General features: G+C 69.0%; 13 protein-coding genes. 5 read left to right on the plus strand and 8 right to left on the minus strand.

Going from position 1 to position 12,523, the window contains the following annotated elements:
* Positions 1–38 precede the first annotated feature (38 nt).
* The 3 genes from E0500_RS28045 to E0500_RS28055 are packed head-to-tail and all read right to left on the minus strand — an operon-like array spanning position 39 to position 3,098.
* Positions 39–866 (minus strand): carbohydrate ABC transporter permease, encoded by an 828-nt coding sequence (locus E0500_RS28045; RefSeq protein WP_131557858.1) that lies wholly within the window; start codon positions 864–866, stop codon positions 39–41.
* Positions 863–1,735 (minus strand): sugar ABC transporter permease, encoded by an 873-nt coding sequence (locus E0500_RS28050; protein WP_309505164.1) that lies wholly within the window; start codon positions 1,733–1,735, stop codon positions 863–865. The genes E0500_RS28045 and E0500_RS28050 overlap by 4 nt, the downstream gene beginning before the upstream one ends.
* Positions 1,736–1,751: 16 nt before the next feature.
* The gene (locus E0500_RS28055) at positions 1,752–3,098 is read right to left on the minus strand and encodes an ABC transporter substrate-binding protein (RefSeq protein WP_165934820.1); all 1,347 of its coding nucleotides are present in this window, start codon (positions 3,096–3,098) and stop codon (positions 1,752–1,754) included.
* 210 nt (positions 3,099–3,308) lie between these two features.
* On the opposite strand from E0500_RS28055, the gene E0500_RS28060 reads away from it, so the two are divergent.
* Positions 3,309–3,497: a hypothetical protein gene (locus E0500_RS28060; RefSeq protein WP_165934821.1), complete on the plus strand. Its 189-nt coding sequence runs from the start codon at positions 3,309–3,311 to the stop codon at positions 3,495–3,497.
* 182 nt (positions 3,498–3,679) lie between these two features.
* Complete coding sequence (locus tag E0500_RS28065; protein WP_131557863.1) at positions 3,680–5,365, plus strand: SWIM zinc finger domain-containing protein; 1,686 nt, start codon at positions 3,680–3,682, stop codon at positions 5,363–5,365.
* Positions 5,366–5,542: 177 nt separating this feature from the next.
* Here E0500_RS28065 and E0500_RS28070 read toward each other — a convergent pair whose 3' ends face one another.
* The gene (locus E0500_RS28070) at positions 5,543–6,502 is read right to left on the minus strand and encodes an alpha/beta fold hydrolase (RefSeq protein ID WP_131557865.1); all 960 of its coding nucleotides are present in this window, start codon (positions 6,500–6,502) and stop codon (positions 5,543–5,545) included.
* A gap of 172 nt (positions 6,503–6,674) precedes the next feature.
* Between E0500_RS28070 and E0500_RS28075 the strand changes: the two genes are divergently transcribed.
* Entirely contained in the window at positions 6,675–7,271 is a 597-nt protein-coding gene (locus E0500_RS28075) for a TetR/AcrR family transcriptional regulator (RefSeq protein WP_309505165.1), read from the plus strand.
* Positions 7,272–7,417: 146 nt separating this feature from the next.
* Here E0500_RS28075 and E0500_RS28080 read toward each other — a convergent pair whose 3' ends face one another.
* On the minus strand, positions 7,418–7,966 hold the full coding sequence (locus E0500_RS28080) for a hypothetical protein (RefSeq protein ID WP_131557869.1): 549 nt from the start codon (positions 7,964–7,966) through the stop codon (positions 7,418–7,420).
* A gap of 242 nt (positions 7,967–8,208) precedes the next feature.
* The gene (locus E0500_RS28085; protein WP_131557871.1) at positions 8,209–8,571 is read right to left on the minus strand and encodes a helix-turn-helix domain-containing protein; all 363 of its coding nucleotides are present in this window, start codon (positions 8,569–8,571) and stop codon (positions 8,209–8,211) included.
* A gap of 116 nt (positions 8,572–8,687) precedes the next feature.
* Between E0500_RS28085 and E0500_RS28090 the strand changes: the two genes are divergently transcribed.
* Complete coding sequence (locus tag E0500_RS28090; protein WP_131557873.1) at positions 8,688–9,575, plus strand: NAD(P)-dependent oxidoreductase; 888 nt, start codon at positions 8,688–8,690, stop codon at positions 9,573–9,575.
* Positions 9,576–9,612: 37 nt separating this feature from the next.
* On the opposite strand, the gene E0500_RS28095 is transcribed toward E0500_RS28090, so the two are convergent.
* Positions 9,613–10,185: a hypothetical protein gene (locus E0500_RS28095; protein ID WP_181587156.1), complete on the minus strand. Its 573-nt coding sequence runs from the start codon at positions 10,183–10,185 to the stop codon at positions 9,613–9,615.
* A 246-nt stretch (positions 10,186–10,431) separates the two neighbouring features.
* Between E0500_RS28095 and E0500_RS28100 the strand changes: the two genes are divergently transcribed.
* Positions 10,432–11,739: an SGNH/GDSL hydrolase family protein gene (locus E0500_RS28100; RefSeq protein WP_309505166.1), complete on the plus strand. Its 1,308-nt coding sequence runs from the start codon at positions 10,432–10,434 to the stop codon at positions 11,737–11,739.
* Between the two features lie 155 nt (positions 11,740–11,894).
* Here E0500_RS28100 and E0500_RS28105 read toward each other — a convergent pair whose 3' ends face one another.
* A complete protein-coding gene (locus E0500_RS28105; RefSeq protein WP_131557877.1) occupies positions 11,895–12,356 on the minus strand; it encodes a hypothetical protein in 462 nt (153 codons plus the stop codon).
* Between the last annotated feature and the right edge of the window lie 167 nt (positions 12,357–12,523).

Below are 12,523 nucleotides of genomic sequence, written 5' to 3' on the forward strand. Positions count from 1 at the left end.
TCCAGGCGCACCGCCGGGCGTGCACGCCGTCGTGCGGGTCAGCCCTTCATCGCCCCCTGGAGCAGTCCCGCGATGAAGCTGCGCTGGAAGATCACGAAGAGGATCAGGATGGGGAGCATCACGATGATCGTCCCCGCCGCCAGCGTGGGGATGTCCGTGCTGTTCTGACCGACGAAGAAGCCCAGCCCGGCGGGTGCCGTGTGCTTGGTGGTGTCCTGGATGAGGACCAGCACCAGCAGGAACTGGTTCCACGACCACATGAACACCAGCAGACCGAGCGTCATCAGGGACGGGCGGGCCAGCGGGAGCAGGATCCTCAGCAGGATCGTGGCCGACGAGGCGCCGTCGATACGCGCCGCCTCCACCAGCGACGCGGGCGTGGACCGGAAGTGGGTGCGCATCCAGAACACGCTGAACGGCATGAACAGCGCGATCTCCACCAGGATCACGCCCAGGTACGAGTTGGTCAGACCGAACCCCCGCAGGTCGAAGTAGAGGGGAACCACAATCAGTTCGACCGGGATGGTCAGACCGGCGATGAAGAACGCCGCGACCGCGTTGCCGCCCGGGAGCCTCATGGTCCCCAGCGCGTAACCGGCCAGTGCGGCGAGGACCAGGGAGGCGGGGACGACACCGGCCGCGATGGTGAGGCTGTGGCGGATGAGGGCGGAGAAACCGGCCACCGACCACGCCTGTTCATAGTTCTCCCAGCTCCACCGCTCCGGCCAGGTCAGACCCACCACCGGTGTGCCCGCGGGCTGCAGGGAAGCGAGGAAGACGCTGAGGAACGGGATCACGACGGCGATCGCCATGACCGTCAGAAGCGCGTAACCCGACCAGCGTTCCGATCTCGTCGTGGTGTTCATGACTGCGACCTCGACAGACGGTTCACGAGGAAGACGATCGCGAGTATCACGCAGCCGAGGACGACCGCCAGTGCCGCGGCGAGCCCGACCTCGCCCTCGGAGAACGCCAGCCGGTACACGAGCAGGCCGGGAACCGTGGTCTGCTCGCCGGGGCCGCCGTTGGTGGTCACGTACACGATGTCGAAGCTGGCGAGCGCGGCCACCGTGGTCACGGTCAGGGCGACGGCGATTTCACCGCGCAGGTGGGGCAGGGTGACGGAGACGAACTCCCGGACGGGACCCGCCCCGTCGATCCGGGCCGCCTCGTACAGGCTGGGATCGACCTTGTGCACACCGCTCAGGAAGAGCATCATGCACAGCCCGCTGAGCACCCACGTACCCACGAGGCCCACGGCGGTCAGCGCGGCGCCGAAGTCGCCCAGCCACGCCCGCGTCACGCCGTCGAGGCCGACCACGCGGAACGCCTGGTTCACCAGCCCGTCGTCCCCGTACAGCCAGCGCCAGGTCACTCCCACCGCGACGAGCGGAACGACCTGCGGCAGCATGAACAGGAACCGGTACGCCCCCATACCGGGCCGCCGGTAACGGCCCAGCAGGCCGGTCATCGTCAGCCCGAGCACGATGGGCACGAAGGAGAAGAACACCACCAGCACGAGAGCGTTGAACACGGAGCGACGCAAGACGGAGTCCTGGAGAATCTCCCGGTAGTTGCCGAGGCCGACCCAGTCGCCCAGCGTGACGCCGTCCCAGTCGAAGAGCGACAGGTACGCCGTGTGCAGGGCGGGCAGCACCGCGAACGCAAGGTAGACGGCGAAGGCGGGCAGCACGTACACGTAGCCGCGGTAGGGACTGCGCCTGCGGGAGCTCACGGGCTGGACCGGCGGCCTACCGCGCATGGTGTTCCTCCCACTGGTCCTGAAGCGAGTCGAGGTAGTCCGCCGGCTCCACGCGGTCCGCGATGAGCTTCTGGATGCCGGAGCGCAGCCGGTCGAGCATGGCGGGGGCGGCGAAGTCGGGAAACGTCGTGATCCCGTCGTCGGCGACGGCCTGCCGGTGGCCCTCCGCGATGTCGGCGAGAACGCCGTCCGGCTTCGCCACGGCCTCGGGGTTGGGCGGCAGGAAGCCGTTGTCGCTGATGATCTGCCCGGCCTCGGGCGAGGTCAGGAAGTCGAGGAACGCGCCTGCCGCCTCAGGGTGTTCGGTCCGGGACGAGACGGCGTAGGAGACGCTGAAGCCCGAGGCCACCGTGGGGTCGGAGGCCTGTACGCCCGGCATCGGGAAGAAGCCGACGTTGTCACCCATGACGGTCGCCAACTGCCCCGCCGCCCAGTTGCCGTTGATGAGGAAGACGCTGTCGCCCTCGGTGAACCGGGCGGTGGAGTCGATCTGCGCGGTGCCGTTGGCGGACTCGTCGTAGTAGCCCTTGCGGCCCCACTCGACGACGAGTTCGCTGGCGGTGATCCCGGCGGGTGTCTCGATGGTGGCGCCCTTGGTGCCGTTGACCCAGTCCCAGTAGTCGTCCGTGGGCATGGTCTGGTTGAGGAGCGCGGCCCACAGGTGAATGCCGCCGGAGTCGAGCGCGCCGACGCCGAGCGGTGTCAGGCCCGCTTCCCTGGCCGCGGCGAGCTGGTCCTCGAACTCCGCGAGTGTTCTGGGCGGAGAGCCGATCCCGGCCCGCTCGGCCAGTTTCTTGTTGTAGTAGATGCCCGTTATCGACAGGCCCGCCGGGACGCCGAACAGGGCACGCCCGCCAGTGGCCTCACTCCTCCGCCCGGCGGTGAGCTGGTCGAGACTGACCGGGGGAATGGCGTCGTCCCAGCCGTACGCCTCCCGATAGGGCGCAAGATCGAGAATCTGGCCGTCCGCCGCGAGGTCGTTCATCCCGACCGCGTACTGCGCGATGTCGGGCGCGGTGTCCGAGGTCATGGTGAGCTTCAGGTTCTGCACATAGTCCGGGAACGTCTTGTAGTGCGGCTCGACACTGATGGAGGGATGGTCCTTCTCGAACGCGGCGATCAGCGCGTCGACCATCACCGGAGCGTCGGCGAACTGCAGACGCAAGGTGATGTCCCCGTCCGGCACGGCGGTCGAGGACGGCACGCTGCGGGGCCCCGGCACCACGGCCGCGCTGCCGGGGGTCAGGGCGTCACAGGCGGTGAGCGGCAGCACGAGCGCGACGGCCCAGGCCATCGCCGCGACGCGGCGGCACACCCGGTGCGTCCTGTCCATCATCGGCCTCCTTGCGTGGTCTCGGCGTGCGCATCGGGGCGTCAGCCCCGCGGAGAGGTGTCGAGCCGGTGTGAGGGAGGAGCTTGTACGGGAGGGTGGGGCGGGGTCGCGCGGGCCGTCGGCGAGGCTGTGGACCGTACCAGAGGGCTCGGGAGCTGCACAGCTCCGTGCCACGCAGCGGCAACTAGTCCTATATGCAGCCCACTTCAGACGATGGACGCTGAGATGGCGTTCGGCCACCCGGACGGGGAGATCAGGAGAGGCGCACTCGACCTCACCGATCAGGACAGCGCTCGTCGGACCTGCGGGACCGCCGTCCGCTGCGTCGGTCACCTCGACCGTCACCACGTCGGCGGACGCGGTGCTGCGGCGGTCAGGGCGCCCGAGGGCAATCACCGGTAACCGGGGCCCTGGGCGCTGGGGTTGATCGGGTCCACTCCAGATGCGTGGTCGACGACGGCGTTCGGGAGACGGTCCTCGATGGCTTGGAGCACCACCGTCAGGTACCACGCCGCCGGTGCGTGGCTTTCCCCTAAGCTGGCGGACCATCAGGTGCACAACCACATCAGGGCGGAATAGGAGATATGCGCGGCCTCAGCGAGGCGAACCTCAAGACGCTGGCCGGTGCCCGTTCCTTCGAGCGTGGGCGTGGATACGTCGACGCTGTCTCCGGGGTCGAGGTCGGCGACGGCTGGGTCACCGCGAGCGTCCACGGTTCGGAACGGTACGAGGTGGAGCTGACGCTGGAGGGGGCCGGCGGGTTGTCCGGAGAGTGCGACTGCCCGTACGGCATGGAGGGCAACTTCTGCAAGCATCTGGTCGCCCTCGGCCTGACCGTGCTCGCCCAACGGGAGAGTCTGCCGCGGCAGCGGAAGGCGGCCCGGGACCGTGCACAGGACCTCGATGGGTGGCTGTCCGCGCTGTCCAAGGACGAACTGCTCGCTCTGGTGCGGGAACAGATCGGCGAGGACCGGCAGTTGCGGCGCCGTATGGAACTGCGGGTCGCGAGCGCCCGCGGGGATCTCGCCACAGTCCGGGCCCGTATCCGTGATCTGCTCGACATCGGCCCCTTTGCACAGTACGGGTACGTCGAGTACGCCGATGCCCGCGCCTATGCCGACCAGGCAGGGCAGGCGGTTTCCGCGATCCGCGGGTTCACCGGTTCCGGCCGTGCCGCGGACGCGATCACTCTGGCGCGTGAGGCGATGCGGCTGCTGGCCGAGGCGGTCGAGAGCGTCGACGACTCCGACGGCCGGCTCGGCGAGGTGGGCGCTGACCTCGTCGTCGCACACCTCGACGCGTGTCGCGCGGCGCGCCCCGACCCGGAGGAACTGGCCCGCTGGCTGGTCGGCCACGCGCTCGGCGACATGGACGACGGCCTCACCGACCTCGATCCGCTCGACTACGAGGACATCCTTGGTGAAGAGGGAATGGCCGTTCTGCGGAAGCTCGCGGTCGAGGCATGGAAGGGCAACCGCCGCGGCTGGGCGGAGAAGTACCTGATGGAGCGTCTGGCCAAGGCGGGGGGTGATGTCGACACGGTGATCGCGGTGCACGCGGCCGACCTCTCGCCGAACGGCCATACGCACCTGCTCATCGCCCGCGAGCTGGACACCGCCCGGCGCCCCGACGAGGCCCTGAGCTGGGCGGAACGCGGCACCGGGGAGGCCAGGGGCGCCCGGGAACTCTCCTCCGTCGACACCGCGCTCATCGACTATCTCTGCGACCGCTACGCACAGGCGGCCCGGCACCCCGACGCCGTCGCCCTGCGCCGTGACCACTTCAGCGCCCGCCGCTCCCTGCTCACGTACCAGCAACTGCGCGCCGCCGCGCGTGCCGCAGACTGCTGGCCGGCCGAGCGCGAGGGCGCACTGACCCTGCTGCGGACCGACACGGGGCGGTGGCAACAGGGCCCGTACGGCAGGTCGGTCCTGGTGGACGCCCTGCTCGACGACGAGGACGTCGATGCCGCCTGGCAGGCCGCCACCGACACCGGCGCCCACGACCGGCAGTGGCTCGCCCTCGCCGACCAGGCCCGGGTCACTCGTCCAGCCGACGCGCTCGGCGTCTACCTGCGCCTGGCCGAGCCGCTGACCAGGGAGACCGGCAACACGGTCTACGAGCAGCTTGTCGGCCTGCTGCTGAGCATTCGGGACTGCCACCGCCGCCTGGGCACACCGGACGATTTCACCGGGTATGTCACCATCCTGCGCACCGCCCAGAAACGCAAGCGGAACCTGATGCGTCTGATGGACGAGCACAACCTGTGAGCCTGACGGCGCCTCAGCAGCCCACTCGGCTCCTGGCACTCCGCCGTAGGGTTCCAGCATCCGGGCGCAGGCACATGCGCAGGCCGGGGGAGTTGGCGAGCGTTTCCATGTCTCCGTCGAACGTGAAACCTTCCGGGGTACCCGGGATCACGAGACGGTGCTTTTGCGGCTTGCGGGTTACCTGGACTCGACTTGTCCGAGCGGGTTGGGGTCGGCCATCAGCGCGTCACACGCCGCCTGCCAGGCGGAATCCCCGGGGTAGAGCTCGGAGCGGAGGTAGGCGCAGGTGAGCCGCTGGACCGCGGACACTCGTTCGGGGTTCTCGTCCGTGGTCTCGGCGACGTCGTATCCCGCGACCCCGCCGAGTCCATGCTCCGCGTCGAACAGGGTGAGCAGCGACTTGGGGCCGGGGGAGAGGAAGTACGGGTCGGTGTGCCAGTCCGGGCCGCGGACCGTCAGGTGGGCCGAGCTGTCCTTGTCGCCGGCGACCACGAGCGCGGGCGTTGTCATCGTGGAGAAGTCCGTGGTCAGGAAGAACGAATAGTTCTCGGCCACGAACTCGGTGACGGCATCGCCGCCCCGGCCGGGCGCTGCAAGCAGTACACCCGCCTTGATCCGGGGGTCGGCCAGGTTCACTTCCGTTCCGTCGTCGGGATCGGTGAGCCGGGCGCCCAGCAGCAGGCTCGCGGTGTGGCCGCCCATCGAGTGCCCGGCCACGGCGACCCTGCTGGGGTCCAGGCGCCCGGGGAGTTGCGGGACGGCGGCCTCGATCTCGTCGAGGCGGTCGAGGATGTGCTGCATGTCCTCGGCCCGTGATCGCCAGTACAGAGGCGCTCCGGGGGTATCGGGATCCAGGCTCAGGGTCCTGGAGCTCAGATGGGTGGGCTGGATCACGACGAAGCCGTGCGCCGCCCAGAAGTTGGCGAGGGGGGTGTAGCCGTTCAGTGAGGAGAGGTGGTTCGAGTAGCCCTGGCCGTGTGAGAGGAGGATGACCGGCAGATCGTTCCCGGTCACGGGCGCGGAGACTCGTAGCTCCAGGTCCACGGCCCGGCCGGGGGTCGGCAGCACTACCGGACCGACCGAGAGGACGGGAGTGGGCGAGCTGAAGGGGTCGGCTGTGTAAGCCGGTTCAGTCATGGTGCGTGTGTCCTTTTCGAGGGCCTCTGCCTCAGCTGTCGGTCTCATTCGGCCGGCGGTGGGGGAGGCGGTCAGGAGCGTCCGGCTTCAGCTAGGCTGAACCGGAGCGTTGTTCCGATTAATATACGGAACGGTGTTCCGTTTCGTCAATGGCCGTTGGAAGGAGAGCGCTGTGTCCCCTGAAAGCCAGTCCGGGGAGGTGCCGGCCCGAAGCAAGCGGGCCGACGCGGTGCGCAACCAGCAGACGCTGCTCGCCGCTGCCGCTGAGGTGTTCGTCACCTCCGGCGTCGATGCGCCGATCCGTGAGATCGCGGCCAGGGCGGGAGTCGGGATGGGGACGATCTACCGCCACTTCCCGACTCGGGCTGATCTCGTCGTCGCCGTCTACCGCCACCAGGTCGAGGCATGCGCCGAGGCCGGCCCGAACCTGCTGGACAGTGCCGGCTCCCCGCTCGCGGCACTCCGTCAGTGGGTCGACCTCTTCGTGGATTTCCTGGTCACGAAGCACGGACTCGCCAACGCGCTGCAATCGGACAGCAGCGGCTTCGAGGCGCTGCACGCCTACTTCCTCGACCGCCTGGTGCCCGTCTGTGAGCAGTTGCTCGACGCCGCGGTCGACGCCGGTGAAGTCAGGCCCGGAACGCACGCCTACGAACTGATGCGCGGTATCGGCAACCTCTGTATCGGACGTGACAGTGATCCCCGCTACGACCCCCGCCGATTGGTCGAACTGCTCCTTCAAGGACTACAGCGACCGCAGTCGTCCTGAGTCACGTACTGGACCCACCCTCGGGCCGCGCCGGCGAGCCCGGACGTTGGACCTTCCTGCCGTCTGGCCCGTCCTGCCGTCTGGCCCGTCCTGCCGTCTGGCCCGTCCTGCCGTCTGGCCCGTCCTGGTGTCGAGCACCCGTGCCGTCAGTCGGAGACAACGTGGAGGATCGCCGTGCCGTCCTCGCCGGTCGTCGCCTGGATCACGACCGCGTCGGGCTGGGGGCTCGGCCGGGTGGCGTTCACCAGTCCACCGCAGGAATGGCGGCCCCCGTTGCTGCGGAGGACCGTGATGCACCCTTGCCCCGGTCCGGTCGCTCCACCCTTGGACTGGCTGTGGCCCGATCGCACCGTGTATTCGACCTTGTTCGCGCCGACCTCGGTCACGGACAGCGTCGCCGGACCGGTCGGGCCCTGGAAACGGATCGTCACCGGCTCGGATACCGCGATCTCGCAGTTGCCATCCGTACAGGTGCCGACGTCAGGCCCGTCCCCCGCCGACACCGGCGGCTCCCCCGAAGAGGGCTGCCCGGAAGGGGACTTGGAGGTCCACCAACTGGGTGAGGACGCCTTGTCTCCCTCGCCCGAGCTGCAGCCGGTCATCGTCAGGGCGAACAGTGCCGCGACCACGATGCCCGTTCCCCACTGATACGAACGCTCTCCTCGCCGCCTGTGTGCCGATGTCGTCGCGGTCATGGTGCTTCCCTGCCATTCCGGCGTGCCTGGTTCGGTGTTCAGCGACCAGTCTTCCCTCTTGTCACCGGCGTCAGGCGCTGCGACGGCAGGAAGGACAGGGACGGACACCCAGGAGGGTGAACCGGCGGCGATACTGTCGTGAGTGAGGCAACGGCTCTCCGGGCCGACCGTTCCCGGTCGCAGCCTCAGCATCAGCCTCAGTCCTCAACAAATGGCTGTGACCAGCACGTTCCCAACAGGCCCTAGCCTGCCCTCTCCTCCATGCCGTGAGCGATCGACCGCTCACGGCCCCAGGTGGCCAGGGGCTGGAGTGCGTCGTTGAGACGCCTGCCCTCGTCGGTCAGCGAGTACTCGACGCGGGGCGGCACCTCGTCGTAGGAGACGCGGTGCACGATTCCGTCCGCCTCCAACTCGCGCAGGTGCGAGGCCAGCACCTTCTCGGTGATCCCGGGAAGCAGCCGACGCAGCTCGCCGAAGCGGCGGAAAGGCTGCTCGTGGAGCGCCCAGAGGATCAGCACCTTCCACTTGCCGCCGATGACCTCCATCGCCATGTCGATCCCGCAGACGTGTCCGTCCGGTGCGCCCGGCCGGTTCAGCGTCGTCATACCCCACCCTTCCGCATCCTTCGGCAGCCTTCCGACGTGCTCGCTAACCCCAGGGTAACCACCCACTCCGAAGTACGTACTTGATCGTCTCCGGGCCTGTGACCAGCCTGATCGGCATGACACAGAACACTGTTGAGAAGACCAGGACCTCCGTCACGATCCTCGGCCTCGGCGCGATGGGCACCGCGCTGGCCCGTACCTGGCTTGCCGCCGGCCATCCGCTCACCGTCTGGAACCGCACCCCGGCCCGCGCCGCGGCGCTCGCCGCCGAAGGCGCCAGGGTCGCGGACAGCGCCGCCGAAGCCGTCGCAGCGAACAGCCTCGTCGTCGCCTGCCTGCTGGACGACGCCTCGGTCGCAGAGGCACTGGCCGACACCGACCTGGCCGGCAGGGACCTGGTCAACCTGACCACCAGCACCCCCGCTCAGGCCCGCGCCCGCGCAGAGTGGGCCCGCGAGCGCGGCGCCCGCTACCTGGACGGCGGGATCATGGCGGTCCCTCCGATGATCGGCGTCCCTGAAGCCGGCGGGTACGTCTTCTGCAGCGGATCTCGGGAGCTGTTCGAGCGGCACCAGGACACTCTGGGCGTCCCGGTCGGCACCAGGTACGTCGGCGAGGACGCGGGCTTTGCGGCCCTGTACGACGTGGCCCTGCTCAGCGCCATGTACGGGATGTTCGCCGGGGCCGCACACGCCTTCGCCCTGATCCGAAAGGAGGACATCGACCCCGCCTCGCTCGCTCCGCTGCTCGCCGATTGGCTCGTCGCGATGGCCCCGTCGGTTCACCAGACCGCCGGCCAACTGCGAAGCGGCGACTACACCAAGGGCGTCGTCTCCCATCTCGCGATGCAGGTGGCCGGTATGCCGACCTTCGTGAGCACTGCCCGGGAGCAGGGTGTGAGCCCGGAACTGCTCAGCCCCTACTTCGAGCTGATGCGCCGCCGCTTGTCCGAAGGCAGCGGCGAGGAGGGCCTGACGGGCGTGATCGACCTGCTGGTGCACTGACCGATCGACCGCTTGAAGTACCGAGGGAGGGTACCGCTCACCACGGTTCTTCGAAGGTGATGCCGAGGTGCTGGAGGAGGCCTTCGCGCTGCTCGGCCGTGGCCAGGATCATGACATCGTCGATGGACTTGGGGCGGTAATCGGGGCCGTGGTCGACGCAGCGGAAGGACCGGGGATCGTCGTCGGGGCTGAGTGCTTCGATGGCGGCCTGGGCCGCGCACATGTCGAGGTAGTCGTTCGACATCTGCTCTACGACGAAGGAGAGCTCTTTGCCGTTGCGCTCAAAGTACAGCGTCCCGCAGCCGTCGTCCTCGTCATTCTCCTCGCCATCGTCGTCGTCATCCTCGTCATCCTCGTCATCCTCGTCGTCTTCGTCGTCCTTCTCGAAGCGGAAGTTCTCGACGATGACCTTCCCTCCCGTGAGGGATGCGGCTTCTCGCAGGAGCGATTCGTACTCCTCGTCGGCGAGGTCGACGTCATCGGCGTGGATTTTGACGGCCACGCCGAAGGATTCGAGGGCGCCGGCTATATGAGGGCGCGGCCTCAGTGCTTCGAGTGCGAGGTCACCGAAACGGTCCACGACGCTTTGAGCTTTCTCCTGGGTGATCATGCCAAGCTCGGTGAGGACTTCAGCAACCCGTACGTAGTTGATCGATTGACTTTGAGCCATGGCTTCATCCTGTCAGCCGGCGATCTTTCCCGAGGCGGCCTGGCTGCCTCGGGAGCGGTGCGAGAACCGGCCACGGCGACGGTCGAGAGCATACGTTCGGGCACCTTGCGCCGACCAAAGCTGACATGCTCACACCTGGTACCTGGTTTCCGAGTCCCGTCCCGCACACGGAAGGAACGACGGCCCGTGTTCGCACGCATGCCCCGCCGCACTCCAGGCACTCTGTTCGCCCTCACCGCCGCTCTGCTCACCGGACTGCTCGCCCTGTTGGCCACGCACCCCTCGACCGCCGCGCCGCCGGGCTCGGGCGGGGCCTGGACCGGCACCTGGGCGTCCGGGGTGAGCGGAGTTCCGGCCAGTGCCGACACCGTCTTCACGGACCAGACCGTCCGTCAGATCGTGCACACGAGCGTCCCCGGACACAGGGTCCGGGTCCGACTGACCAACGAGTACGGCACGAAGCCTCTGGTCGTCGGCGAGGCACGCCTCGCGCTCGGCGCCGACGGACCGACGGGCACCGAGATCGTGCCGGACAGCGACCGCGTCCTGCGCTTCGGCGGCCGCCCGTCCGTCACCCTCGCACCGGGCGAGCGGCGCTGGAGCGACCCGGTCGCCCTGCGCACCCCAGCCGTCGCGGATCTGGTCGTCAGCTTCCACCTCCCGCACCGGACGCGCGCCACGACCGTCCACTCCAGCGCCTTCGAGCGAACGTACGTCGCCGCGGGCAACGTCACGAGCAAGCCGAGCGTGGAGCCGACCGCGACCACGGCGAGTTGGTACTTCCTGTCCGGGGTGAGCGTGACCGGCGGCGCCGCACGCTCCTCCCTGGTCGCCTTCGGGGACTCGATCACCGACGGAGCCGTCACGGAGACCGGCGCCAACCACCGCTGGCCGGACCTGCTGGCCGAGCGCCTTCGCCAGGACCCCGCACTGGCCCGGATCGGCGTCCTGAACACCGGCATCGGGGGCAACCGCCTGCTGCACGACCCGAACCCGCCCGCGGGCAATCCGGCCGAGACGTTCGCCGCGTACTTCGGCGAGGCCGGTCTCAAGCGCTTCGACCGCGACGTCACCTCCCAGCCGGGCGCCCGCTACGCGATCGTCCTGATCGGCGTCAACGACCTCGGCCACCCGGGGAACATCGCCCCCGCCGATGAGGAAGTCACGGCCGCGGACCTCATCGCCGGGTACCGGAAGCTCATCCAGCGCGCCCACGCCCACGGTCTGAAGATCTTCGGAGCCACGATCCTCCCCTTCGAGGGCGACACCCTGAACTTCTACACGCCCGAGCGGGAGGCGGCCCGGCAGACCGTGAACCAGTGGATCCGCACCAGCGGCGCCTACGACGGTGTCGTCGACTTCGACGCCGCGGTACGCGACCCGGAGCACCCCGGCCGACTGCTCCCGGCGTACGACAGCGGCGACCACCTCCACCCGAACGACGCGGGCATGGCCGCGATGGCCCGGGCGGTACCGCTGCACCTGTTCCGCTGATCGCTCCCGGCGCGGCGGTGGTGATGGGCGCCTTCAGCCGGTGACGCTCGCCCTGCAAAGGGGGCATCCCGCTGAGTCACGGCCCAGGCGGAGGGGCATCGCCATGGCCCTCCGCCTGGGGCCGGGGCCTCGGGGTGAGCTGCGTGGCGGGTGACTCAGGCGGCGTACACCCTGCCCTGCTTCACGACGAAGTCTGTCGGCTGTGAGCAGCCGAGGGACGGTGTGAGCAGCAGGCTCACGGTGAGCGGGGCGGGCTCGGTGCCGGCGGTCGAGAACTGGCAGACGGCACCGGTGCCCGTGAGCGGATACCAGAACCAGCCGTTCACGTCGCCCACGGTCACGCGGTCCGACTCCTTCCAGGCGCCACCGGCCCGTGTGTAGACCTGCAGGAGCACAGAGGCGGCGTACTCGTCCTCCGCCGAACGCTGCGCGGTCAGGGTGATCTTGTAGTCGGTTCCGAGGACAGAAGAGGCGATCTGACGTGTCTGCCGCGCGTCCGCGTCCGTGTTCGCGTTCGCGTTCGAGGCGCCGGCACCGGTGCCTCCGAGGACAGCAGCCATCAGGACGGTGAGCGCTGCGGCCGCGCCGCGGCGGGCGTGTGTGCGAGGCAAGCTCATGTGGTCCCCCGTTGGTGTGAGTTGGGATGGAAGGTCGGATTCTTCCCTTCGGTGGTGAAGACGGGCGACATGGCCCAGGGGTTGTACGGCTACCGGACGGCTGCTGCCGCGCAGGGAGGTGAGGTGGCGCGGGAGTCGGGTGCGCAAGTGGTGGGCTCGGCGGGGAA

The sequence above is a fragment of the Streptomyces sp. KM273126 genome (genome assembly GCF_004337435.2).
GTDB classification, from domain to species: domain Bacteria; phylum Actinomycetota; class Actinomycetes; order Streptomycetales; family Streptomycetaceae; genus Streptomyces; species Streptomyces acidicola.